This is a genomic window from Aminobacter sp. UC22_36 (genome assembly GCF_044056035.1).
Taxonomy (GTDB): domain Bacteria; phylum Pseudomonadota; class Alphaproteobacteria; order Rhizobiales; family Rhizobiaceae; genus Aminobacter.
Genome location: NZ_CP171995.1, coordinates 126,251 through 151,100 on the forward strand (window position 1 = coordinate 126,251; position 24,850 = coordinate 151,100).

The window sequence follows — 24,850 nt, forward strand, 5'->3', positions numbered from 1 at the left end:
GGCGCGACGCCTCCCCCGAAGTAACGCATTCAACGCACGCACGGCCACTTGCCGGGGCGAAGAGCAGGTAGGGGACAGCCGCAGAATGCTTGGACCGTCAGCGCATATCGACACCTTCACGCGCGACAACCTGCCGCCACAGGAGCAGTGGCCGGAGTTCCTGCTCGACGGCTTCGATTACCCCGAATACCTCAATGCCGGCGTCGAATTGACCGACCGCCTCGTCGAAAAGGGCCTGGGCGACCACACTGCCCTGATCGGCAATGGCCGCCGCCGCACCTACAAGGAACTGTCCGACTGGACCAACCGCCTCGCCCACGCGCTGGTCGAGAATTACGGCGTCAAGCCGGGTAACCGGGTGCTGATCCGCTCGGCCAACAACCCGGCCATGGTCGCCTGCTGGCTGGCCGCCACCAAGGTGGGGGCGGTTGTCGTCAACACCATGCCGCTGCTGCGCGCCGGCGAACTGGCCAAGATCGTCGACAAGGCCGAGATCACGATTGCGCTGTGCGACACCCGGCTGATGGACGAGATGGTCGCCTGCGCCAAGGACAGTCCGCACCTCAAGAAGGTCATCGGTTTCGATGGCACCGCCAACCATGACGCCGAACTCGACCGGGTCGCGCTCGACAAGTCCGTGCTCTTCGAGGCGGTGAAGACCGGTCGCGACGACGTTGCTTTGCTCGGCTTCACCTCGGGCACGACTGGTGTGCCAAAGGCGACGATGCATTTCCATCGCGACCTGCTGATCATCGCCGACGCCTATGCCAAGGAGGTGCTTTCGGTCACCTCCGACGACGTCTTCGTCGGCTCGCCGCCGCTCGCCTTCACCTTCGGTCTTGGCGGCCTTGCCATCTTCCCGCTGCGCTTTGGTGCCGCCGCCACGTTGCTGGAGCAGGCGACCCCGCCCAACATGATCCACATCATCGAGACCTATAAGGCGACGATCTCGTTCACCGCGCCCACCGCCTATCGCGCCATGCTGAAGGCGATGGACGAAGGCGCTGACCTGTCGTCGCTGCGTGTCGCCGTCTCGGCGGGCGAGACCTTGCCCGGGTCGGTGTTCGAGGAATGGCTGGCCAAGACCGGCAAGCCGATCCTCGACGGCATCGGCGCCACCGAAATGCTGCACATCTTCATCTCCAACCGCTTCGAAGACATGAAACCCGCCTCCACCGGCAAACCGGTCGGCGGCTACGAGGCGCGCGTCGTCGATGGCGACATGAAAGAGGTTCCACGCGGCACGGTTGGCAAACTCGCCGTGCGTGGCCCGACCGGCTGCCGCTACATGGCCGACGACAGGCAACTCGAATATGTCCGCGACGGCTGGAACCTGACCGGCGACGCCTTCATGCAGGACCAGGACGGCTTTTTCCATTTCGCCGCCCGTTCCGACGACATGATCGTCAGCGCCGGCTACAACATCGCCGGGCCCGAAGTTGAAGCCGCCCTGTTCTCGCATCCCGAAGTCGCCGAATGCGCAGTCATCGGCGCCGAAGACGGCGAGCGCGGCCAGATCGTCGAAGCCTATGTCGTTCTGGTGCAAGGGGTGGCTGCGGATGCCGCGACCATCAAGCGCCTGCAGGACCATGTCAAAGCGACGATCGCGCCCTATAAGTACCCCCGATCGGTGAAGTTCATCGACGCCCTGCCCAAGACCCAGACCGGCAAGATCCAGCGCTTCCGGTTGCGCGCGGAGAAGATGAATTGAGCAAGCCATACGATCCCTCCACCGAGGGCGCGCAGATGTCGTTCAAGGACCGCATGTCCTACAGCGACTATCTGCATCTGGAGAAGATCCTCGACGCTCAGGCGCCGCTGTCGACCGCCCATGACGAGATGCTGTTCATCATCCAGCATCAGACGTCGGAGCTGTGGATGAAGCTCGCTTTGCACGAGATCGGCTCGGCGATCCGCTCGATCCGTGCCGACAGGCTTGAGCCGTCGTTCAAGATGCTGACACGCGTGTCGCGCATCTTCGAACAGCTTAACAGCGCCTGGGATGTGCTCAGGACGATGACGCCGAGCGAATACACCGAGTTCCGCGATTCGCTTGGCCAATCCTCGGGTTTCCAGTCCTGGCAATACCGCGCCATCGAGTTCATGGCCGGCAACCGCAACATCGCCATGCTGCGCCCGCATGCGCACCAGCCCGAACTCAGCGAGAAGCTCGAGGCGGTGCTCGCCCAGCCTTCGCTCTACGACGAGGCGATCCTGCTGCTTGGGCGCAACGGCTTCGACATCGGCGCGGACGGCAAGCGTACCGACTGGCGCGAAACCCGCAGCGAAAGCGAAGAGGTGCTCGTCGCCTGGCAGACGATCTATCGCGATCCGCAGCGCTATTGGATGTTTTACGAGCTGGCCGAGAAGCTGGTCGATTTCGAGGATTACTTCCGCCGCTGGCGCTTCAACCACGTCACAACGGTCGAACGCATCATCGGCATGAAACGCGGCACCGGCGGCACATCAGGCGCCTCGTATCTCAAGAAGATGCTGGAGGTTGAACTGTTTCCGGAACTCTGGAAAGTTCGCACCCGGCTCTAGAACACTTAAGATCAATTATCGGGACACTCGGGAGGAGTTACGCATGAAGAAGATCATTTCGGCCGGAATTTTCGGCCTGTCGATGGCGGCATCCGGCCTGGCTTACGCCGAGCCGGTGAAGATCGGCGTCATTACCACGCTTTCGGGCGGCGGCGCCGGCCTTGGCGTCGACATGCGCGATGCCTTCGCACTGGCGATGAAGCAGTCGGGCAACAAGGATGTCGAGCTGGTCATCGAGGACGATGCCCAGAAGCCCGAGATTGCCGTGCAGCTCGCCGAAAAGATGATCCAGAGCGACAAGGTCGACCTTTTGACCGGCATCATCTGGTCGAACCTCGCCATGGCCGTGGTGCCGAACGCGGTGGCGCAGGACGTCATCTATCTGTCGCCCAATGCCGGCCCCTCGGCGCTGGCCGGCGCCAAATGCAACAAGAACTATTTCAACGTTGCCTACCAGAACGACAACTTCCACGAGGCGATGGGCCAGTACGCCAACAAGGACTACAAGAAGACCTTCATCCTCGCCCCCAACTATCCGGCCGGCAAGGATTCGCTGACCGGCTTCAAGCGTTACTACAAGGGCGAGCTGGCTGGTGAAGTCTACACCCAGGTCGGCCAGACCGACTACGCCGCAGAGATCGCCCAGATTCGCGATTCCGGTGCCGACTCGGTGTTCTTCTTCCTGCCCGGCGGCATGGGCATTTCCTTCATGAAGCAATACGCCCAGTCGGGTGTGAACATCCCGGTCATGGGACCGGGCTTCTCCTTCGACCAGGATATCCTGCCGGCAGTTGGCGATGCGGCCCTTGGCGTCAAGAACTCGGCCAGCTGGTCCAAGGACCTCGACAACGAGGCCAACAAGCAGTTCGTCGAGGCCTTCAAGGCCGAATACAAACGCCTGCCCTCGGTCTATGCCGCCCAGAGCTGGGACACGGCAAACCTGATCCTGTCGGCGCTCGGCAAGGCCAGCGTCAAGGACAAGGATGCCTTCCGCGCGGCCCTCAAGGCGGCTGACTTCAAGTCGGTGCGCGGCGAGTTCGCCTTCAACACCAACAACCACCCGGTGCAAAACATCTATGTCCGTGAAGTGGTCAAGGAAGGCGACGTGCTGACCAACAAGATTGTTGGCACCGCTTTCGAACACCACAAGGACGCCTACGCCGAACAGTGCAAGATGTGAGCTCCCTTCTCCCCGCATGCGGGGAGAAGGTGCCGGCAGCCGACCGCAAGTCCATAGCTGCCCCTCACCCTTACCCTCTCCCGTGAACTGGGAGAGGGGGGCGTCTTCGCCGCATTCTTAAACCCAGCCAGCGAAAGTATCCCTTGTCCATCGCACTGCTCATCGAGCAACTTCTCAACGGGCTGCAGCTCGGGGTGATGCTGTTCCTCATGGCCGCTGGCCTGACGCTGATCTTCGGCGTCATGGGCCTGATCAACCTCGCCCATGGATCGCTCTACATGATCGGCGCCTTCGCATGTGCTGCAGTGGCGGCGGCCACCGGCTCGTTCTGGATCGGCCTGGCGGCGAGCCTGGTCGCCGCGGCGGCCGCCGGTGCGATCATCGAGGTGACTGTCATACGCCGCCTCTATGACCGCGACCATCTCGACCAGGTGCTGGCGACATTCGCGCTGATCCTGATCTTCTCCGAAGGCACGCGCTGGCTGTTCGGCTCGTTCCCGCTCTATCTCGACATCCCGCCACTGTTGCAGGGGGCCGTCCCCCTGCCCGGCGGCGGCCAGTACCAGCTCTACCGTCTCGCCATCATCGGCGTCGGTGTCGTGGTCGCACTAGGCCTGTATGTGCTGATCTCCCGCACGCGACTCGGCATGCGTATCCGCGCCGGCGAATCCGATCGCGAGATGATCGCAGCACTCGGCGTTGATATCCGCACCCTCTACACCGTCGTCTTCGCGCTCGGTGCCGCCCTTGCCGGCCTTGCCGGCGCGCTCGTCGGGGCGCTGCAATCGGTGCAGGTTGGCATGGGCGAACCGGCACTGATCCTCGCTTTCGTGGTCATCGTCATTGGCGGCATCGGCTCGATCAAGGGCGCGCTGTTCGGTGCCATCCTCGTCGGCGTCGTCGACACGATGGGCCGCTTCCTGTTGCCCAAGGCGCTGGCGCTGATGATGCCGGCGGCACAGGCCGGGCTGATCGGCGCCGCGCTCGCCTCCATGCTGATCTACATCGTCATGGCCCTGATCCTCGCTTTCAGGCCGAGCGGCCTGTTTGCGGCGCAATCGTGAAGGCCGCCTCCATGAGCCGCGAGACCATCGTCAACATTCTGCTGGCATTTTTGCTGCTGGCGATCCCGCTCGGCGCATCGGCCATGGGTGAGCCATTCTACGTCACGCTTGCCACGCGCATCGCCATCCTTTCGCTTGCCGCCGTCGGGTTGAACATCGCGCTTGGGCTTGGCGGGCTGGTGTCCTTCGGCCACGCTGCCTTCTTCGGCCTCGGAGGTTATGCCGCCGGTATCCTCGCCACGCATGCCTTCGACGGGGCGCCGCTGTTCGCCGGCATCCCAGGCACGGCGTCGATGCCGATCATCTGGCTTGTCGCGGTCGTGGTCTGTGGCCTGATCGCCTTGCCGATCGGCACCATCAGCCTGCGCACCACGGGCGTCTATTTCATCATGATCACCCTCGCCTTCGCGCAGATGATCTATTACTTCGCCGTGTCGTGGCCGGCCTATGGCGGTGAGGACGGGCTGTCGATCTACGTTCGCAACGAATTTCCCGGTGTGAATACCGTCCAGCCGCTGTCTTATTTCCTGATCTGCTATGTTGTGCTGATGGCAGCACTCGGGCTGTTCTGGCTGCTGCGTGGCTCGCGCTTCGGCGCTGCCCTTCAGGCGGCGCGGCAGAACGCGACACGGCTGGCCGCAGTCGGCATCGCGCCGTTCAACATCAGGCTCATCGCCTTCGCCGTCTCGGCCATGGTCACCGGCCTCGCCGGTGCGCTGTTCGCCGACCTCAACAAGTTCGTCAGCCCATCGATGCTGTCCTGGCATATGTCGGGCGAGTTGATCGTGCTGATCATTCTCGGCGGCAAGGGCCGGCTGTTCGGCCCCGTCGCCGGCGCCATGCTCTACGTGCTGATCGAATATGCGCTTGGCGGCATCACCGAGCGCTGGCAGTTCTTCCTTGGCCTGATCCTGCTCGGCGTGGTGCTGTTCGCGCGCGGCGGACTGCTTGGCCTTTTGGCTGGAAAGGCGCGTCATGGCTGAGCCTGTCCTCGAAATCCGCGATCTCAAGAAGACCTTCGGCGCGCTCAAGGCCACCGACGGTGTCAGCCTCGATCTCAGGCCGGGCGAGATCCACGCCTTGATAGGCCCCAACGGTGCTGGCAAGAGCACGCTGATCCACCAGATCTCGGGCTCGCTCCGGCCAGACAGCGGCAGCATCCGCTTTCTCGGGCAGGACATGGCCGGGTTCGACATGGCTGGTCGCGCGCGCCTCGGGCTTGGCCGCAGCTTCCAGATATCGTCGCTGGCGCAGGAGTATTCCGCCCTGCGCAACGTCATGCTGGCGGTGCAGGCGCGCCAGGGAACGAGCTTCCGCTTCTTGCGTCCGGTCATGAGCGACAAGAGCCTGACCGAACCGGCAATGGCGATGCTGGAGCGCGTCGACCTCGCCGGGCGCGCTTACGTGCCAGCCGCCGAGCTGTCGCATGGCGAACGCCGTCAGCTCGAGATCGCCATTGCGCTGGCGCTGGGTTCGAAGGCCTTCCTGTTCGACGAACCGATGGCCGGCATGGGGCCTGAAGGCTCGAAAGCGTTGACAAAATTCCTCGACGCTCTGCGTCAGCAAGCGCCGATCCTGCTCGTCGAGCACGACATGGATGCCGTCTTCGCGCTCGCCGACCGCATCTCGGTGCTGGTCTATGGTCGCGTCATTGCCACCGGCACGGTGGAGCAGATCCGCAACGACCCCGAAGTGCGCCGGGCCTATCTCGGAGAAGCCGCGTGAGCCTGCTCGAACTCAAGGGCGTCGAGACCTTCTACGGCGCGTCGCAGGCGCTGTTCGGCGTCTCGCTCGACGTCAGGGAGGGCGAGGTCGTAGCACTCATGGGCCGCAACGGCATGGGCAAGACGACGACGATCAATTCGATACTCGGCCTGGCGAAACCGCGCTCGGGCGCAATCAGCTTTGGCGGTCGCCAGGTCGCCGGCATGCGCCCGCATCGTATCGCCCGCCTTGGTCTCGGTCTGGTACCCGAGGGACGGCGCTGCTTTCCCAATCTGACCGTTCTGGAAAACCTGCTCGCCGCGGCGCGCGGGCAGCGAGTGGACCCTGGCAAAAGTGGTCGAACTGTTTCCGCGTCTCGGCGAGCGCCGCGACCAGTATGCCAACACACTGTCGGGCGGCGAGCAGCAGATGCTGGCGATCGGCCGCGCGCTGATGACCAATCCGAGCCTGCTCATTCTCGACGAGGCGACCGAGGGGCTTGCGCCCGTCATCCGCCACGACATCTGGGCGGCGATCCGCAAGCTCAAGGATTCGGGTCAGTCGATCCTTGTGGTCGACAAGACGCTGTCCGAGCTGCTGCCGGTCGCCGACCGCTGCTTCGTGCTGGAGAAGGGGGTGACGGTCTTCGAAGGTGCGCCTGATGCGCTGACGCCCGAGGTTCAGGACCGCTATCTCGGCGTATGAAAAAGGGCGGCTGAGCCGCCCGTTTTCTTTTCCATTTGACCTGAGATCAGGTCACTGCCGACTTGACGGCAAAACGGGCTTCCTTCCAGGCGCCGGTCCGCATGATGTCTTCGAGGATCTCGACCGCCTGCCAGACGTCCTTGAAGCCGACATAGAGCGGCGTAAAGCCGAAGCGCACGGTTGCCGGTGCACGGAAGTCGCCGATAACGCCGCGCGCGATCAGCGCCTGCATGATGGCATAGGCGTTGTCGTGCTCGAACGACACCTGGCTGCCGCGCTTCGCGCCGTCACGCGGGCTTTCCAGCTTGAGGCCGTAGGCGCCGCACTTGGCTTCGACCAGCTGGATGAACAGGTCGGTCAGGGCGATGCTCTTCTTGCGCAGCGCCGCCATGTCGACGTCGTCCCAGTCATCGAGCGCGCCCTTGAGCGCCCGCATGGTCAGGATCGGCTGGGTGCCGCACAGGAACCGGCGGATGCCGGCGTCGGCCGCATAACCCTGTTCGAAGGCGAAGGGCCTGGCATGTCCCCACCAGCCGCTCAGCGGTTGCTGGACGTCGGCGAGATGACGGGTCGCCGCGTAGATGAAGGCCGGCGCGCCGGGGCCGCCATTGATGTATTTGTAGGTGCAGCCGACGGCGAAATCGACATTGGCGCCGTCGAGGTCGACCGGCAAGGCACCGGCCGTGTGGCAGAGATCCCAGACGATCAGCGCGCCAGCGGCATGTGCCTTCCTGGTCAGTTCTGCCATGTCGCGCAGTTCGCCCGACTTGTAGTTGACGTGGTTGACCAGAACCACGGCGACCTTGTCGTCGATCAGCTCTTCGATGCTTGGCGCATCGACGCCCTCGAGCCTGAGCACGGCACCGGCCCGCGTCGAGGCAACGCCTTCCGCCATGTAGAGATCGGTCGGGAAGCTGTTGCCCTCGGCAACGATCACCGAACGGTCCGGCCGCATCGCAAGGGCTGCATGCAGCACCTTGTAGATGTTGGTCGAGGTGGTGTCGCAGACGACCGTCTGGCCTGCTGCGGCGCCAATCAGGCGACCGATCCGGTCGCCCAGTTCGGTCGGCATGTCGAACCAGCCGGCGGTGTTCCAGGCGCGGATCAGCTCCTGCGCCCACTCCTTGGACGCGGCCGCCTGGAGCTCGCTGAAGGCGGCATGCGACGCAGCCCCCAGCGAATTGCCGTCGAGATAGATCACTCCTTCGGGCAGGATGAAGCGATCACGCATCGAGCGCAGCGGATCGGCAGCGTCCATCGCCTCGACAGCGGCGAGATCGGGAATTGCAGTCATGATGCGGGCTATCCTTGCTTATTCGCGGATGGTTTCGCGTGCTTGTGCCGGTCCCCGGCTGCGCTTGAGGCTTGGAAGAGCAAGCATGGCGAGCACGAACAGGCCGGTGGCGAGCTTCAGGTCGGGGGGCGGCATGCCGGCGGCGAGACAGAACGACACCAGCTGGTAGTAGACAACCGCACCGACAAACGGGGCGGCGAGCTGGCGCAACACGGTCTGCTTGCCGACAATGGCCTCGCCGATCATCAGCGCGGCAAGGCCGTTGATCAGGATGCCGAGGCCCATATTGACGTCGGCAAAACCCTGGCTCTGCACCATCAGCGCACCGCTGGTTGCGGAAAACGCGCTGGCAAGGCCAACGCCGCCAATGGTGGCGACCCAGACATTGATGCCTTGCGCTTCGGCCATGTCGGGATTGGCACCGACAGCGCGGATCGCCGTGCCCTTCTCGGTCTTGAAGAACATGTTGAGCAGGATGAAGACGATGGCGCCGATCAGGCCGGCGACGATGATCTTGCTGACAGGGAAGCCCGGCTGAACGAAAGGAGCCCAGTCGAACACCGTGGGCGCGCCGAAGACCGAAAGGTTCGACTTGCCCATGATGCGCAGGTTGATGCTGTAGAGCATCGTCATCATCAGGATGCCGGCGAGCAGCGTATGGATGCGGAACCGCAAGTGGATGAAGGCGGTGCAGCAGCCGGCAAGAAAGCCAGCGATGAGGGCCACGGCAATAGCCGTCAGCGGCGAGGCGCCGGCTGCCAGAAGCACACCGCAGACGCAGCCGCCGAGCGGAAACGCGCCCTCGCTGGTGAGGTCGGGAAAGTTGAGCGTGCGGAACGGAATCATGATGCCGAGCACGACGAATGCCAGGATCAGGCTCTGCGCCAGGGTGACGGGAATGAGCGCGACGAAGCTCGTGAAAACAGTCTGGATAAAGTCCATGATGATCAGCTCGCCAGCAACATGCGGTCGGTTTTCACGGAGAAATGGCCGATCAGGTCGACAACGGTGACCTTGGCCTTTTCCTCGCCGGAGATCTCGAGCCGGAGCTTGCCGGCGTCGAGCATGATGACGCTGTGACCGAAATCGACGGCATGCTGCATGTTGTGGGTCACCATCAAGGTGGTGAGTTTCAGCGCTTCGACCGCACGCACTGTCGCCTTCATGACGATGTCAGCGGTACGCGGATCAAGGGCTGCGGTATGCTCGTCGAGCAGCAGCAGGTCAGGTGAGCCACCAACCGCCATGATCAGCGACAGTGACTGGCGCTGGCCGCCGGAAAGCAGTTCGACGCGGGTGTCGAGGCGGTTTTCGAGGCCAAGTCCGAGGAGTTCAAGGCGCTCCTTGTAGGTGGCAAGGCGGGTCGCGTTGAGGCCCTGGCGCAAGGTGCGCTTCTTGCTGCGCAAATCGGCGAGCAGCATGTTTTCGGCAACCGTCATCGACGCGGCGGTTCCCTTCATCGGGTCCTGGAAGACGCGCGCAAGACGAATGGCGCGCTTGTGCACGGGCATGTCCGACACATCGTCGCCATTGATGAGGATCTGGCCGGAGTCGAGCACGAGTGCACCCGAGATGGCATTGAGCATGCTGCTCTTGCCAGCACCGTTGGAGCCGATGACGACGCCGAATTCACCGGTGGCGAGCTTGAGGCTAAGACCGTCCAGCGCGACCTTCTCGTCGGCCTGGCCCTTGTAGAAAACTTTACGTGCAGATCGGATTTCGAGCATCCGTCCCTCCAGGAAAAGGCACGGCGCCTTAGAGCGCCAGGGCGCTCTAAGTTTCTGAACCTGCGCATCGTGCCTCTTGGGCCGATACGCCAGACGCCGTCACCAGTTTTGACGAAGCCGAATATTACTCGACGATGCAGCCGCAATCAGCAAGCGAAGCCGGGATTTCGATGCCGAACGCCGCCATCGCCTTCTTCGAGATCAGAGCGGCATGGTCCTCATAGGCCGGGCGCGAAGGCGCGATGGTCTTGGGATCCTTGCCCTTGAGGATTTCAGCGGCGATCTTGCCGGCATTGACGCCAACCTGCTCGTAATTCACCGCGAAGCTTGCCGGCACGACGCCGTCACGCACGGCATTGTCGTCGGCATTGACGACCGGAATGCCGGCCTGGCGGGCGGCGGCCGAGACGGCCGGGATCGCCGGCTGGATCAGGTTCGAGGTCGGGCCGTAGATCACGTCGACCTTGCCAGCCAGCGAGGCGATGCGCTGCTGGATGTCGTTGACGTTGTCGATACCCACTTCAACGACTTCGAAGCCCGCGGCAGGTGCCGCTTCCTTGATCTTCTCGACCAGGGCGACGTCGTTGGCTTCGCCCGGGTTGTAGGGCACGCCGAAGCGCTTGGCGTTTGGCAAAAGCTTCTTGGTAAACTCCATCACCGCCTTGACGTCCTGCAGGTCGGTAGCACCCGTCATGCCCTCATCGCCGGCTTCCCACGACGGGACCAGCTTGGCGGCGACCGGATCGGTCACAGCGGAGAAGACGACCGTAATGCCCGAGCCGGCGAGAGCCTTCTTGGCGATCTGCGACACAGGGGTGGTGACGGTGTACATCAGCTTGGGCTGTTCAGCCTGCAGCTTGGCGATCATCTGGGGAACCAGCGATGCGTCGAAGTTGGTGTGGCTTTCGGTGTAGACGACATCCTTGCCGTCGACAAAGCCATTTTCGGCGAGCGCCTTTTTGAAGCCGGCGACGGCTGCGTTGAGCTGCGGGTGCTCGCCAAAGTTGGCAATGCCGATCTTGATCGGATCAGCGACAGCGGCACCAAGGCCGATGGCGAGTGCGCCAGCCAGTACCAGACCCGACATCAGACCGGATTTCAAATTTCTCATCTATTCCTCCCAGATTTGACAAGCGCCGCTCACGGAACGGCGGCATGGGGTAATCATGAGCAGTCCGAAGAGCTCTGTCAAACATTATATATAATTCTTGCCACAGGCTCCCATGATATATAATTTTGCCAAGCCACGGATGGATAGCGATGCAGGATGACGAGCACTCCACCAAGACGGAAGCGGCCTACCGGCTGCTGCGTCGCGATATCCTGACCACCCGGCTGATGCCGGGGGCGCCACTCAAGCTCAGCGCGCTGCGCAATGCCTATGGCGTTGGCTGGACGCCGCTGCGCGAAGCGCTGTCGCGGTTGGAAGCCGAGCGCCTGGTGACGGCGATTTCCAATCGCGGCTTTGCCGTTGCCCCGGTATCGCGCGGCGAACTGGAAGACCTCGCCCGCGCCCGAATGGTTGTCGAGCTGCCGTTGCTGCTCGAATCAATCGAAAAAGGCGACAGCGACTGGGAAGCGGCGGTGGTCACCGCCCACTACAGGCTGTCGCGCTGCAAGACCGCGGTCGAAGACCCCTCCGATGCGGCTGTCGACGACTGGGACGAAAAGCACGAGGCGTTCCATTCCGCGCTGTTGAGCGCGGCGACATCCAATTGGCTGCTGCGCTTTCGTTCGACGATCTCCGACCAGTTGCGCCGCCATCATCGGTTTCTTGGTCTGGCGCCGACGCTGCGCGCAGCCGAAGGCCAGAAGAAGGGCTATGAAGAAGCCATGGCAGCGCTTAGCGAGGCGCAGTCGATCGGCCCTCACACCGCCTTGATGGAGGCCGCGCTCGACCGCGACCTTGAAAAGGCGAAAGCCGTGATGATCGACCACATCGGCTACACGCTGCATGTCTATGTCCACACCGAAGACTACAGTGGCAACAAGCACGCCGCGCGTGCCGGCAGCCTGAGGACGAGGTCGGCAGCCGAATGAACGCGCCTTATCGCCCGACGCTTGGCGAAATCGCCGCGGCACGCGCACGGATTGCGCCTTACATCCCGCGCACACCGCTGGTGCGGCTCGATCTCGGCCTGCCCGACCGGCAGATTTTCCTCAAGCTCGAAACGCTGTCGCCGATCGGCGCTTTCAAGCTGAGGCCGGCGCTCAATGCGCTTCTGTCTCGTGATGCCGATGCGCTCGCCAATGGCGTCGCCACCACAAGCTCCGGTAACATGGCCTATGGCATGGCCTGGGCGGCGAACAAGCTCGGCATCCCGATGGCTGCCTACATGTATGCCGGGGCGCCGCAGACCAAGATTTCAGGCGTGCGCCGCCTCGGCGGCGAGGTCCGGTTCATTTCCCTGGAAACCTGGTGGCAATACATCATCGATGCCGCCCGCCCCGACTTCCCTGAACTGCTGATCAACCCGGTGACCGACCAGGCCGTGCTGTCCGGCAACGGTTCGATCGGCGTGGAGATCGTCGAGGATCTGCCCGAGGTCGACGTCGTGCTGACGCCTTATGGCGGCGGCAGCATGACCACAGGTGTCGCGAGTGCTGTGAAGGCGCTGCGCCCGCAGGCAAAAATCTTCGCCGTCGAAGACGAGAACGCGGCACCGGTGACGGCTGCGCTTGCGGCCGGTCGCATCGTCGAGATCGAGACGCGACCATCGTTCATCAAGAGCATCGGCGGTCCGTCGCTGGTGCCCCAGCTCTGGCCGGTGGCGCGCGAACTGATCGACGGCGCTGTCACGGTCAGCCTGGAGCAGGTGACGGAGGCGATGCGCCTGCTGTTCTCCAAGGCGAAGCTCGTCGCCGAAGGAGCCGGTGCTGCCTCACTTGCCGCTGCGCTGAGCAGCAGAGACGCGACGGGCAATGTCGTCTGCGTCATCTCGGGCGGCAACATCGACGCCGAGGCCTATGGCACGGTGCTGGCCGGCGGCATTCCCACGCCCTAAATCTTTCAAGCTTGTACGACCCGGCGAAACGGCACTACAAAGCCTGTTCGGACCGGGCAGTCTTGCGGTTCGCAAACTGAGGGAAGACCGGGCAGAGATGGACGAACGCAAAGAAACGGCGAACGCCACCGGATGGGTCGACGGCGAAACCAAGGTGCTGGAGGCTCCCGCCGATCACGGCACCGAACTGCGCCTGTGGCTGCGGCTTTTGACGTGCTCGACCCTGATCGAGACCGAAGTCCGGCGCCGGCTGCGCGAGGAGTTCGACTCCACCCTGCCCCGTTTCGACCTGATGGCCCAGCTTGAGCGCGCCAAGGATGGCATGGTGCTCGGCGAAGTGTCCAAGCGCATGATGGTGTCGCCCGGCAACATCACCGTCCTAGTCGAGCGGCTCGCCGAAAGCGGCCATATCAGCCGAACGACATCGCCGACTGACCGCCGCGTCCAGATCATCGCGCTGACGCCGTTCGGCCGCGCCGAGTTCGAAAAGATGGCGGCGGCGCATGCCGACTGGATTGCCGACCTGTTCGGCAATCTGGCGCCGAAGGATGGCGCCGTGTTGCTCGACGAACTAGCCAAGCTCAAGCGCTCGGTCGTCGCCTCACTCGCCAAGGGCGCATGAAGCGCGGCATCCCGGCAATCTAAGCCCTGAACCTTGCCCTGTAGTCGCTCGGCGTCAGCCCGACGATGCGCATGAAGATCTTGCGAAACGACCCAGGGTCGCCGTAGCCGACGTCCCAGGCGACCTTGTCGACCGACTGGGTTGTGAACTGAAGCAGTTCTCGCGCCTTGCCGACGCGAAGCCGCTGGCCGTATTCGGTGGTCGTGAGACCAGTCGCTTTTTGAAAGCGACGCAGGAAGGTCCGCTCCTCAAGCCCAGCGAGAGCAGCCAGCGTCGCCAGGTTCAGGTCCTTGCCTTCGCTTGCCTGCAGCCAGTGCTGCACCTTGAGGATGGCCGCGTCGCCATGGCTGAGGCGCGGCGCAAAGGCGCTGTAGTAACGCTGCTCGCGACCTGGCGGATCGAGTGCCAGCACGCGGGCCGTCTCCACCATCACCGTCGGCCCCAAGAAGCGGTCTACCAGCTTGAGACCGAGGTCGGTCCAGGCCATCAAGCTGCCGGCGGTGATGATGTCGCCATCATCGATCAGCAGCCTGTCGGTGTCGAGCTTCGCTTTGGGAAAACGCGCGCGGAACGCCTCGTCATAGACCCAGTTCGTGGTCACCACGCGCCCGGCCAGCAGTCCTGTTTCGCCGAGCACGAATGCGCCGGCGCAGACCGATGCCAGCACCCCGCCACGGCCATGGCGCTCCCGCAGCCAGCCAGCTACGAGCGCCGCTTCCTCGGGTGAGATTGGATCGCCGAGCGCCGGCGGCACGATGTAGACCTCGGGAAAGCCTGGTTCACCTGCATGGGTGTCGAACACGCGCGTCGGCACATGTCCCTGCTGTGCCGACTGCCAATGGCTGACGCGCAGGCGAGGTGGTGGCGTGTCATGGCTCTTGCGCCCGGCAGTGCGGTTGGCCAGTTCGAAGAGGTCGGTCATGCCAAGCACCGCCGACATCTGCGCACCGGGATAGAGCACCAGCGCGATCTCGATGACGTCGCTTTTTGCCATTTGTCGAAATCACCCCTTGTTATGTCGATATCGCCAATGGGCTCGCACAATAATCCAACGCATCTTCCTGGCAACACTTCCCCAGACGGCAAAGGTATCAGGGACATGAGCAAGCGCGCGATTATCGCCATCGACATCCAGAACGAATATTTTCCTGACGGCAGATTGCCGCTCGTCGGCATCGAACAGGCCACGGCAAATGCCGCCCGCATCATCGCCGCAGCCCGCAGCGTGGGCGACGAGGTCATCCATGTTCGCCACGTGTCGCTGTCGGCCGACGCGCCGATCTTCGCGCCCGGCACCGCCGGCATCGAGATCAATGCCACTGTTGCCCCGGCCGATGGCGAGAAGGTCATCACCAAGAACCACGTCAACTCGTTTCGCGACACTGATCTGAAGGCAACGCTCGACGCCAATGGCATCGAGCAAGTGGTGATCGTCGGCGCGATGAGCCACATGTGCGTCGAGGGCGCCACCCGCGCTGCGGCCGACTTCGGCTACAAGGCCACTGTCGTTCACGACGCCTGTGCGACACGCGACCTGGAATTCGGCGGCAGCACGGTACCCGCAGCCCAGGTCCACGGCGCCGTCATGGCCGCGCTCGCCTTCGGCTATGGCGAGATTGTCGATACGGCCACCTATCTGTCGCGATAGCAGTCGCAAAGCGCAGGTCCAGCCCCGGTCGCGCAGGCGCCGACCGGGGCGTTTTCCGTGTTCGCTCCAAAAATAACTTTAAGCTTGAAGTTTCTCCAAAACCCGTTCATGGTGCCCTGGTGGTCAAGGTCGGGCGAGCCCTGACCTGTATCAGGTACAAGTTTCGGGAGGAGAACGGCATGCGCATTGTCTGTATCGGTGGCGGGCCGGCCGGTCTCTACTTCGCGCTGTTGATGAAGAAGCAGCACCCCGGGCACCATGTCACCGTGGTCGAGCGCAACCGTCCCTTCGATACCTTCGGCTGGGGCGTGGTCTTCTCCGACGCCACCATGCAGTCGATGCGCCAGTGGGATCCGGCTACCGCCGAGACCATCGAGGTCGCCTTCAATCACTGGGACGACATCGAGTTGGTGTTCAAGGGTCGCAAGATCCGTACCAGCGGCCACGGCTTTGTCGGTATCGGCCGCAAGAAGATGCTCAACATCCTGCAGGAGCGTTGCCTCGAACTCGGCGTCGAGCTGGTGTTTGAAACCGACGTCCAGGGCGACCAGGACTTCCCCGACGCCGACCTGATCATCTCGGCCGACGGTGTGAATTCGCGCATCCGCCACAAATACGCGGACATCTTCAAGCCCGACATGGTGATGCGGCCCAACCGCTACATCTGGCTCGGCACCGACAAGCGTTTCGACGCCTTCACCTTCGATTTCCAGAAGACCGAGCACGGCTGGTTCCAGGCCCACATCTACCGTTTCGACGACAACACCTCGACCTTCATCGTCGAAACCACCGACGACGTGTTCCAGGCGCATGGCCTCGGCGAGATGGACCAGGACCAGTCGATCGCGTTCTGCGAGAAGCTGTTTGCCGGCACGCTCGAAGGCCACAGGCTGATGACCAATGCGCGTCATCTGCGCGGCTCGGCCTGGCTGAATTTCGGCCGCCTGATCTGCGACAAGTGGAGCCATTTCAACGGCCAAAGTCACGTCGTTCTGATGGGTGACAGCGCACACACCGCACACTTCGCCATCGGCTCGGGCACCAAGCTCGCCATTGACGACGCGATCGAACTGACCCGCCAGTTCGACATCATCGGCCACGACAAGGCCAGCATTCCGGCGGTGCTCGAAGCTTATGAAGAGGTGCGCCGCGTCGACGTCGCCCGCATCCAGAACGCCGCGCGCAACGCCATGGAGTGGTTCGAAGTCGTCGGCACGCGTTATGCCGACACATTGGAGCCCGAGCAGTTCATGTATTCGATGCTGACGCGCTCGCAGCGCATCAGCCACGAGAATCTGCGCCTGCGCGACAAGGATTGGCTCGAAGGTTACGAGCGCTGGTTCGCTGAACGCGCCGGCGTCAGCCCTGCACCCAACGGCTCTGTGCCGCCGCCGATGTTCACGCCTTTCAGCATCCGCGGGCTGACTTTGAAAAACCGCATCGTGATGTCGCCTATGGCAATGTATTCGGCAACCGATGGCCTGCCCGACGATTTCCACCTCGTCCATATCGGCGCCCGCGCCATGGGTGGTGCTGCCCTCGTGTTTCCCGAAATGACCTGCGTGTCGCCCGACGCCCGCATCACGCCGGGCTGCCTCGGCCTGTGGAACGACGAGCAGGCGCAAGCCTTCAAGCGGATGGTCGACTTCGTCCACAACCAGACCCAGGCCAAGATCGGCATCCAGATCGGCCATGCCGGCCGCAAGGGCGCGACCAAGCTCGCCTGGGAGGGCATCGACCAGCCGGTGACGGAAGGCGCCTGGCCGCTGATCTCGGCCTCCGCCCTGCCCTATCTCAAGCATTCGGACATGCCGCGCGCCATGACCCGCGAGGACATGGACCGTGTAGCAGCCGATTTCGTCAGCGCCACGACACGCGCCCGCGATCTCGGCTTCGACATCCTCGAGCTGCATGCGGCCCACGGCTACCTGCTGTCTTCCTTCCTGTCGCCGCTGACCAACCTGCGCGACGACGAATATGGCGGCAGCCACGAAAACCGCGCCCGCTATCCGCTCGAAGTGTTCCGCGCTGTCCGTGCAGCGTGGCCTGAGGACAAGCCGATCTCGGTGCGCCTCTCCACCCATGACTGGTACGAAGGCGGCAACACACCGGAAGATGCGGCGATCTTTGCCAAAATGTTCAAGGACGCCGGCGCCGACATGATCGACTGTTCGTCGGGCCAGGTTGTGAAGGAAGAGCAGCCGGTCTATGGCCGCCTGTTCCAGACGCCATTCTCCGACAAGATCCGCAACGAGATCCAGGTGCCGACCATTGCGGTGGGCGCGATCTCGGAGGCCGACCACGCCAATTCGATCATCGCCGCCGGACGTGCCGATCTTTGCGCAGTCGCGCGTCCGCATCTCGCCGACCCGTCCTTCGTCATGCATGAGGCGGCGAAGATCGGTTACACCGAGCAGGCCTGGCCGAAGCAGTATCATTCGGCTCGCGCCCAGTACGTGAACAATCTCGCCCGCGCCGCAGCAGCTGCACCTACAGGCAAGGCATGAACGGTCAGGGCAAGAACGGGCGTCACGCCCTCGTCACCGGCGCCGGCAGTGGCATTGGCCGCGCCATCGCATTGGCACTCGCTGCCAACGGCCATCGTGTCAGCTTGTGCGGACGGCGTGCCGCGCCGCTGGAGGCCGTGCGCGACGAGATCGCAATCGCCGGCGGCGAGGCGTTCGTGCTTGACAGCTTCGACGTCACCGACACGCAATCGGTAGAAGCCGGCATCGCCAAGGCCATTTCCCAGGCCGGCGACATCGCCGTGTTGGTCAACTGTGCCGGCGAAGCGCCCTCGGCACCGTTCGACAAGACCGACCTTGCCATGTGGAACCGGGTGATCGGCATCAACCTGACCGGCACGTTCCTGGTCACCCAGGCGGCCCTCGCCTCGGTCAAGCGCGCCGGCAACGGCCGAATCGTCAATGTCGCCAGCACCGCAGGCCTGACCGGCTATGCCTATGTCTCGGCCTACTGCGCTTCCAAGCATGGCGTGGTCGGCATGACGCGTGCGCTGGCGCTCGAACTCGCGCGCACCGACGTCACCGTTAACGCCGTCTGCCCCGGCTTCACCGACACACCGCTGCTCGACGGTGCCGTCGAAACGATCAGCGGCAAGACCGGCCGCACGGCGGACGAGGCGCGCGCCAGCCTTGCCCGCGCCAATCCGCAGGGACGCCTCGTCACGCCACAGGAAGTTGCCGACACGGTGCTGTGGCTCGCCTCGGAAAAGGCAACCGCAATCACGGGCCAGGCGATCCCGGTCGCCGGCGGCGAAGTTTTGGGAGGATGACGATGACCAATCCGATGCAGGACAAGAAGCGTCCGTTCAAGGACCACAAGGCCAGGCACTTCCTATTCGAAACCGATGCCGATGGCCGGGTCGCCACCATCACGCTCAATCGTCCCGAGAAGAAGAACCCGCTGACCTTCGAAAGCTACGAGGAACTCACCGAACTGTTCCGTTCGCTGGCGCGTGCCAGCGACGTGCGCGCCGTGGTTCTGACCGGAGCCGACAACAACTTCTCCTCCGGTGGCGACGTTTTCGACATCATCGAGCCGCTGACGCGCATGTCGATGCCCGACCTGCTCGACTTCACCCGCATGACCGGCGACCTGGTGCGCCAGATCCGCGCCTGTCCGCAGCCGGTCATCGCTGCCGTTGACGGCATCTGCGCTGGTGCCGGCGCGATCCTTGCCATGTCGGCCGACTTCCGTGTCGCCACGCCCGAAGCCAAGACCGCTTTCCTGTTTACCAGGGTTGGCCTTGCCGGCGCCGACATGGGCGCCTGCGGCATCCTTCCGCGCATCATCGGCCAGGGCCGCGCCGCCGAGCTGTTGTTCACCGGCCGCTCAATGTCGGCTGCCGAAGGCCATGCCTGGGGCTTCTACAACGCCCTGCACGAGCGCCCGAGCCTGCTTGCCGAGGCGCAGAAATTCGCCCGCACAGTCGCCGACGGTCCGTGGTTCGCGCACGCCATGACCAAGAAGATGCTCGACCAGGAATGGGCGATGGGCATCGACCAGCTGATCGAATCCGAAGCCCAGGCGCAGGCGATCTGCATGGCGACGGGCGATTTCCGCCGCGCATTCGAGGCCTTCGCCGCCAAGTCCAAGCCGGAATTCAAGGGAAACTGAGCCATGGCCGCGCCTTCGACGCCAGTGGGCAATCCAACCCGCGATCACCTCGACTGGCCGTTCTTCGCCGCCAGCCACCGCGCGCTTGCGGCTGAACTTGACGGCTTCGTCTCAGCTGGCGGCCTCGGCGAGGTCGACCATGCCGACACTGATGTGGCCTGCAAGAAGCTGGTCGCGGCATTGGGCGCTGCTGGCATCCTCAGGCATTGCGTGCCGGCGGCATTTGGTGGCGCATCGGAGGAAATCGACAGCCGTTCGCTCTGCCTGATCCGCGAAACGCTGGCTTATGCCGACGGCCTCGCCGACTTTGCTTTCGCCATGCAAGGGCTGGGTACCGGCGCGATCAGCCTGTCAGGCTCGGCTGCACTCAAGCACGCCATCCTGCCGAAGATCGCCAAGGGCGAGCTGATTTCCGCTTTCGCGCTGACCGAGCCGGACGCCGGCTCGGATGTCGCGGCGATGAGCACCAGCGCCCGCCGCGACGGTGACGACTATGTACTCGACGGTGAGAAGATATTCATTTCCAACGGCGGCATCGCCGATGTCTACACGGTGTTTGCCCGCACAGGCGAAGCGCCTGGTACACGCGGCATTTCGGCTTTTGTCGTCTTCGCCGACACGCCCGGCTTCTCCATCGCCGAGCGCATCGAAACCATCGCGCCGCATCCCCTCGCCCGTGTCCGCTTCGACAACTGCCGCATCCCGGCTTCGCAGCTTTTGGGCACGCCGGGCGAAGGCTTCAAGATCGCCATGCGCACGCTTGATATCTTCCGCCCGTCGGTAGCCGCAGCCGCACTCGGCTTTGCCCGCCGCGCGCTTGACGAGGCGGTGGCGCATGCCAGGTCGAGAAAGATGTTCGGCGCGACACTGGCCGACTTGCCGACCGCGCAGAGCACGCTGGGTGAGATGGCAACGGCCATCGACACCGCCGCGCTGCTCACCGTGCGCACCGCCTGGCGCCGCGACGTGCAGAAGCTGCCGATCACGCGCGAGGCTGCCATGGCCAAGATGACGGCGACGGAAAACGCCCAATGGGTGATCGACCAGGCGCTGCAGATGTTTGGTGGCCGCGGCGTGCGCGTCGGTGAAATCACCGAGCGGCTCTACCGCGAGATCCGCGCACTGCGCATCTATGAGGGCGCAACCGAAGTACAAAAGCTGATCATCGGCCGCGAGCTGATGAAGGCCGCGAAATAGAGGCGCTGTCGTGACCTTCCGCACCAGCCGGCCGCTGCGTTTCGGGGACTGCGACCCCTCCGGTATTGCCTATTTCCCCGCCTACCTGAACATCCTGGTGGGTGTGCTGGAGGAGTTTTTCGGCTCGGTTGGCGCGCCGTGGCAAGAGCTGATCGCCGAGCGCCGCATCGGCACGCCGACTGTCAGCCTCGACCTCACTTTCGTCCATCCCGGCTTCCACGGCGACACGCTCGATTTCGCGCTTTCGGTGCGCCGGGTCGGTCGCTCGTCGCTGGACCTGGAGCACACAATTTCTGCGGCCGGCACCCTGCTCTGGAGCGCTCGCCACAGGGTCGTTGCTACATCGCTCGACACCCACAAATCGCTCGCCTGGCCGGACGACATCCGTGCCGCGCTCGAAAAACGCCTGGAGACATCAGATGCATGAAATCCTGCAGCCCGAGGGATGGGCGAGGCCGATCGGCTACTCAAACGGCGTCGCTGCCAGCGGTCGCATGGTCTTTGTCGGCGGCCAGATCGGCTGGAACGGCAATTGCGAATTCGAGACCGACGACTTCGTTGGCCAGGTCCGCCAGACGCTGGAGAACGTCGTTTCCGTGCTGCGCGCCGGCGGCGCCGAGCCGCATCACATCACCTCGATGACCTGGTACTTCACCGACAAGAAGGAATACACCGAAAACCTGCGCGGCCTCGGACAGGCCTATCGTGACGTCATCGGCCGGCACTTCCCGGCCATGGCCGCCATGCAGGTCGTGGCGCTGGTCGAAGACCGCGCCAAGATCGAAATCCAGGCCACCGCAGTCATTCCCGAGTAAGGCCACATGAGCGCGACGCGGTTTTCCGAGAGCGTTACGGGCAGCTTGAGCGACGGCGTGCTTGTCGTCACCATCGACAATCCGCCGGTCAATGCGGTCTCGGCGCATGTCCGCCAGGGGTTGGTCAAGGCACTCGACCATGCTGCAGCACTTAGCATGGTCGTCGGCGTCGTGATCACCGGCGCTGGCCGAACTTTTGTCGGTGGCGCCGACATCAAGGAGTTCGGCAAGCCCCCGGTCGAGCCAACACTTCCCGCAGTGATCGAGCGCATCGAAGGCTACGGCAAGCCGGTGGTCGCTGCAGTCAATGGCGCAGCACTCGGTGGCGGCTGCGAGATCGCGCTCGCCTGCCATGGCCGCATCGCCAGCGACAAGGCGAGCCTCGGCATGCCCGAGGTCAAGCTTGGCATCGTGCCAGGTGCCGGCGGCACCCAGCGCCTGCCACGCCTGATTGGCACGGTCGCCGCGATTGACCTGATCGGCAGTGGCCGTACAGCAAAGGCGACCGAGGCGCTCTCGCTTGGCCTCGTCGATGGCGTTGCCAAAGATCATCTCGACGCAGCGCTCAGCCTTGTCCACGATCTCGCCGGCGAGCCGCTGCGCCGCACCGGCATGTTGGAAGTTTCCACCGCCGAACCGGCGGCCGTCGAGGCCGCAGCGAAGAAAGTTCTGTCCAAGGCGCGTGGCCAGGTAGCACCCACCGAGGCCGTCCGCCTCGTCAAGGCGGCCGCTGATATCGGCCTGAAGCATGGCCTCGCCGACGAGCGCGCCACCTTCTTGCGGCTACGCGATTCCGCAGAGTCTGCGGCCCTGCGCCATGTGTTCTTCGCCGAGCGCTCGGCCGGCAAGGTCGACAAGCTCGACAAGGTCACGCCGCGCAAGATCGAGACCGTCGGCATCGTCGGCACCGGCCTGATGGGTGTGGGCATCGCCGTTGCAGCACTTACTTCAGGCTATCGCGTCATTGGCATCGAGCAAACGGCGGAAGCTGCCGAAAAAGGCCGCGAGCGCATAGCAGGCATCCTCGACAAGTCGGTTCTATCTGGGCGTCTTGCAGCAACGGTTCGCGACGAATGCCTGACCCGGCTTGAAGTGACCGCCAGTGCCGGCGAACTCGCCGCGGCCGACCTCGTCATCGAGGCCGTCTTCGACGATCTCACCGTCAAGACAGAACTGTTCCAGCGCCTCGACAGCATCATCAGGCAGGATACCATCCTTGCCACCAACACCAGCTACCTGAACCCCGACGAAATCGCCGCCGCGACCACGCATCCCGAACGCGTCGTCGGCCTGCATTTCTTTTCGCCGGCCAACATCATGCGCCTCGTCGAGGTCGTCGACTGCAAGGCGACAGCACCTGACGTGCTCGCCAGCGCCCTCGCCTTCGCCAGGCGACTCGGCAAGCTGCCGGTCGTTTGCGGTGTCACCGAAGGTTTCATCGGCAACCGTATCTTTTCGGCCTATCGCCGCGAGGCCGAATTCATGGTCGAGGATGGTGCTGCGCCGCATGAGATCGACGCTGCGCTCGAAGCCTACGGCTTTCCGATGGGCATCTTCGCTGTCTACGACATGGCGGGCCTCGAGATTGCCTGGGCACGGCGCAAGCGCCAGGCAGCGACCCGTGATCCCCAGGCACGTTATGTCGAAATCGCAGACAGGCTATGCGAAGCCGGCCGTTTCGGCCGCAAGAGCGGACGCGGTTGGTACGACTATTCCAGCGGCGATCGTGCTGTCGACCCCGAGGTGACTGCACTGGTCGAGGCCGCGCGTGTGGCCAAGAACATCACGCCACGCAACTACACCTCTGACGAGATCATCGCGCGCCTGCTCAAGGCGATGGCCGACGAGGGTGCTGGCTTGCTCGCGGAAGGTATCGCTGCGCGTTCGAGCGACATCGATCTTGTCATGATCAACGGCTACGGCTTCCCGGCCCACAAGGGCGGGCCGATGTTCGCCGCCGCAACACATGAGGACGCGAGACCATGAGCGAAGCCTATATCGTCGGCGGCGTCCGCACCCCGATCGGCCGGTATGCCGGTGCACTGGCATCCGTGCGCCCCGACGACCTTGCCGCCCATGCCATCCGCGAGGCGCTGGCGCGGCTGCCTGGCATTCCCGCTGACCAGATCGACGAGGTCGTGCTCGGCTGCGCCAACCAGGCCGGCGAGGACAACCGCAATGTCGCCCGCATGGCCGCCCTGCTTGCGGGCCTGCCGGAGACGGTGGCTGGAACGACGATCAACCGTCTCTGCGGCTCCGGCCTCGACGCGGTCGGTTATGCCGCGCGCGCCATCAAGCTTGCAGAGGCCGACATCATCATCGCCGGTGGCGTCGAAAGCATGTCGCGGGCGCCCTTCGTCATGCCGAAAGCGACAAGCGCCTTCCAGCGCAGCGCCGAGATTTTCGACACCACCATCGGCTGGCGTTTTCGTCAATCCGCTGATGGAAAGACAATACGGTATCGACTCCATGCCGGAGACGGCCGAAAACGTCGCGGCGGAATTTTCCATTTCGCGCGACGATCAGGACCGTTTTGCCTTGCGCAGCCAGGCGCGCGCCGCAGCCGCTCAGAAGAGCGGCCGGTTTGCCAGCGAAATCGCCGCCGTCACGATCAAAGGCCGCAAGGGCGAGGCGACTGTGGTCGAGCATGACGAACATCCGCGCGAAACGACCATCGAAAAACTCGCCAGCTTGGCAACCCCGTTCCGCGCTGGCGGCACGGTCACCGCCGGCAACGCGTCCGGCGTCAACGACGGGGCCGCGGCTGTGATCATCGCATCGGCGCGTGCGGTCGAGCGCTACAGCCTCAAGCCGCTTGCCAAGGTCGACGGCATGGCCACCTCTGGAGTCGCCCCGCGCATCATGGGTATCGGCCCGGTCGCCTCGACGCGCAAGCTTCTGGAACGCGCTGGCCTTGTCATCGCCGACATCGACATCGTCGAGCTCAACGAGGCCTTCGCCGCCCAGTCGCTGGCCTGCATGCGTCAGCTTGGGCTTGCCGACGACGCAAGCCATGTCAATCCGAATGGCGGGGCGATCGCGCTCGGCCATCCGCTCGGCATGTCGGGTGCACGCATGGCGCTGACGGCGGCACTGGAACTCGATCAGCAAGGCGCAAAACGCGCGCTCGCCACCATGTGCATCGGTGTCGGCCAGGGCATTTCGCTTCTGATCAGCCGGCCGTAGCGAAATCGCGTCTCGCTAC

The 24,850-nt window shown here is 63.9% G+C and carries 22 protein-coding genes and 2 pseudogenes; 19 read left to right on the plus strand and 5 right to left on the minus strand.

The features are described 5' to 3' along the window. Positions 1-85 precede the first annotated feature (85 nt). The 7 genes and pseudogenes from ACHMW7_RS00570 (at position 86) to ACHMW7_RS00600 (ending at position 7,197) form a co-directional block, all read left to right on the plus strand. Positions 86-1,711, plus strand: coding sequence for a benzoate-CoA ligase family protein (locus ACHMW7_RS00570; RefSeq protein ID WP_395446505.1), 1,626 nt, complete (start codon positions 86-88; stop codon positions 1,709-1,711). After that, on the plus strand, positions 1,708-2,544 hold the full coding sequence (gene kynA, locus ACHMW7_RS00575) for a tryptophan 2,3-dioxygenase (protein WP_395446506.1): 837 nt from the start codon (positions 1,708-1,710) through the stop codon (positions 2,542-2,544). Before ACHMW7_RS00570 ends, kynA begins: the two co-directional genes overlap by 4 nt. A gap of 43 nt (positions 2,545-2,587) precedes the next feature. Then, entirely contained in the window at positions 2,588-3,724 is a 1,137-nt protein-coding gene (locus tag ACHMW7_RS00580; protein ID WP_395446507.1) for an ABC transporter substrate-binding protein, read from the plus strand. A gap of 143 nt (positions 3,725-3,867) precedes the next feature. Beyond that, a complete protein-coding gene (locus ACHMW7_RS00585; RefSeq protein WP_395446508.1) occupies positions 3,868-4,788 on the plus strand; it encodes a branched-chain amino acid ABC transporter permease in 921 nt (306 codons plus the stop codon). A gap of 11 nt (positions 4,789-4,799) precedes the next feature. After that, complete coding sequence (locus ACHMW7_RS00590; RefSeq protein ID WP_395446509.1) at positions 4,800-5,771, plus strand: branched-chain amino acid ABC transporter permease; 972 nt, start codon at positions 4,800-4,802, stop codon at positions 5,769-5,771. Continuing rightward, positions 5,764-6,513 carry an ABC transporter ATP-binding protein gene (locus ACHMW7_RS00595; protein ID WP_395446510.1) on the plus strand — a complete coding sequence of 250 codons (750 nt, stop codon included), beginning with the start codon at positions 5,764-5,766 and terminating at the stop codon, positions 6,511-6,513. The genes ACHMW7_RS00590 and ACHMW7_RS00595 overlap by 8 nt, the downstream gene beginning before the upstream one ends. After that, a pseudogene (locus ACHMW7_RS00600) lies at positions 6,510-7,197 on the plus strand (ABC transporter ATP-binding protein). Before ACHMW7_RS00595 ends, ACHMW7_RS00600 begins: the two are co-directional and overlap by 4 nt. Positions 7,198-7,243: 46 nt before the next feature. Here ACHMW7_RS00600 and kynU read toward each other — a convergent pair. The 4 genes from kynU to ACHMW7_RS00620 all read right to left on the minus strand — a co-directional run bounded on the left by kynU (position 7,244) and on the right by ACHMW7_RS00620 (position 11,329). Continuing rightward, the gene (gene kynU / locus ACHMW7_RS00605) at positions 7,244-8,491 is read right to left on the minus strand and encodes a kynureninase (RefSeq protein ID WP_395446511.1); all 1,248 of its coding nucleotides are present in this window, start codon (positions 8,489-8,491) and stop codon (positions 7,244-7,246) included. An 18-nt stretch (positions 8,492-8,509) separates the two neighbouring features. Next, a complete protein-coding gene (locus ACHMW7_RS00610) occupies positions 8,510-9,433 on the minus strand; it encodes an ABC transporter permease (protein WP_395446512.1) in 924 nt (307 codons plus the stop codon). Between the two features lie 5 nt (positions 9,434-9,438). Further along, on the minus strand, positions 9,439-10,218 hold the full coding sequence (locus ACHMW7_RS00615; protein WP_395446513.1) for an ABC transporter ATP-binding protein: 780 nt from the start codon (positions 10,216-10,218) through the stop codon (positions 9,439-9,441). Positions 10,219-10,342: 124 nt separating this feature from the next. Further along, positions 10,343-11,329 carry an ABC transporter substrate-binding protein gene (locus tag ACHMW7_RS00620; RefSeq protein ID WP_395446514.1) on the minus strand — a complete coding sequence of 329 codons (987 nt, stop codon included), beginning with the start codon at positions 11,327-11,329 and terminating at the stop codon, positions 10,343-10,345. 149 nt (positions 11,330-11,478) lie between these two features. On the opposite strand from ACHMW7_RS00620, the gene ACHMW7_RS00625 reads away from it, so the two are divergent. From ACHMW7_RS00625 to ACHMW7_RS00635, 3 genes are all read left to right on the plus strand, one after another. Beyond that, a complete protein-coding gene (locus ACHMW7_RS00625) occupies positions 11,479-12,258 on the plus strand; it encodes a GntR family transcriptional regulator (RefSeq protein ID WP_395446515.1) in 780 nt (259 codons plus the stop codon). Then, complete coding sequence (locus tag ACHMW7_RS00630) at positions 12,255-13,223, plus strand: pyridoxal-phosphate dependent enzyme (RefSeq protein ID WP_395446516.1); 969 nt, start codon at positions 12,255-12,257, stop codon at positions 13,221-13,223. Before ACHMW7_RS00625 ends, ACHMW7_RS00630 begins: the two co-directional genes overlap by 4 nt. A 97-nt stretch (positions 13,224-13,320) precedes the next feature. Then, positions 13,321-13,845, plus strand: coding sequence for a MarR family winged helix-turn-helix transcriptional regulator (locus tag ACHMW7_RS00635; RefSeq protein WP_395446517.1), 525 nt, complete (start codon positions 13,321-13,323; stop codon positions 13,843-13,845). Between the two features lie 19 nt (positions 13,846-13,864). On the opposite strand, the gene ACHMW7_RS00640 is transcribed toward ACHMW7_RS00635, so the two are convergent. Next, a complete protein-coding gene (locus tag ACHMW7_RS00640) occupies positions 13,865-14,839 on the minus strand; it encodes a GlxA family transcriptional regulator (RefSeq protein WP_395446518.1) in 975 nt (324 codons plus the stop codon). A 105-nt stretch (positions 14,840-14,944) separates the two neighbouring features. On the opposite strand from ACHMW7_RS00640, the gene ACHMW7_RS00645 reads away from it, so the two are divergent. From ACHMW7_RS00645 to pcaF, 9 genes and pseudogenes are all read left to right on the plus strand, one after another. Beyond that, entirely contained in the window at positions 14,945-15,493 is a 549-nt protein-coding gene (locus ACHMW7_RS00645; protein WP_395446519.1) for a cysteine hydrolase family protein, read from the plus strand. A gap of 179 nt (positions 15,494-15,672) precedes the next feature. Beyond that, on the plus strand, positions 15,673-18,000 hold the full coding sequence (locus tag ACHMW7_RS00650; RefSeq protein WP_395446520.1) for a bifunctional salicylyl-CoA 5-hydroxylase/oxidoreductase: 2,328 nt from the start codon (positions 15,673-15,675) through the stop codon (positions 17,998-18,000). Beyond that, positions 17,997-18,788 carry an SDR family NAD(P)-dependent oxidoreductase gene (locus ACHMW7_RS00655; protein WP_395446521.1) on the plus strand — a complete coding sequence of 264 codons (792 nt, stop codon included), beginning with the start codon at positions 17,997-17,999 and terminating at the stop codon, positions 18,786-18,788. The genes ACHMW7_RS00650 and ACHMW7_RS00655 overlap by 4 nt, the downstream gene beginning before the upstream one ends. A 2-nt stretch (positions 18,789-18,790) precedes the next feature. Then, the gene (locus ACHMW7_RS00660) at positions 18,791-19,633 is read left to right on the plus strand and encodes an enoyl-CoA hydratase family protein (RefSeq protein WP_395446522.1); all 843 of its coding nucleotides are present in this window, start codon (positions 18,791-18,793) and stop codon (positions 19,631-19,633) included. Between the two features lie 3 nt (positions 19,634-19,636). Continuing rightward, positions 19,637-20,830 (plus strand): acyl-CoA dehydrogenase family protein, encoded by a 1,194-nt coding sequence (locus tag ACHMW7_RS00665; protein ID WP_395446523.1) that lies wholly within the window; start codon positions 19,637-19,639, stop codon positions 20,828-20,830. Positions 20,831-20,840: 10 nt separating this feature from the next. After that, positions 20,841-21,257, plus strand: a complete 417-nt coding sequence (locus ACHMW7_RS00670) for an acyl-CoA thioesterase (RefSeq protein WP_395446524.1) — start codon at positions 20,841-20,843, stop codon at positions 21,255-21,257. Continuing rightward, positions 21,250-21,645 carry a RidA family protein gene (locus ACHMW7_RS00675; protein ID WP_395446525.1) on the plus strand — a complete coding sequence of 132 codons (396 nt, stop codon included), beginning with the start codon at positions 21,250-21,252 and terminating at the stop codon, positions 21,643-21,645. The genes ACHMW7_RS00670 and ACHMW7_RS00675 overlap by 8 nt, the downstream gene beginning before the upstream one ends. A 6-nt stretch (positions 21,646-21,651) precedes the next feature. Further along, positions 21,652-23,631, plus strand: a complete 1,980-nt coding sequence (locus ACHMW7_RS00680) for a 3-hydroxyacyl-CoA dehydrogenase NAD-binding domain-containing protein (RefSeq protein WP_395446526.1) — start codon at positions 21,652-21,654, stop codon at positions 23,629-23,631. Next, positions 23,628-24,831: pseudogene (gene pcaF, locus ACHMW7_RS00685) on the plus strand (3-oxoadipyl-CoA thiolase). The gene ACHMW7_RS00680 and the pseudogene pcaF overlap by 4 nt, the downstream one beginning before the upstream one ends. Positions 24,832-24,850 lie beyond the last annotated feature (19 nt).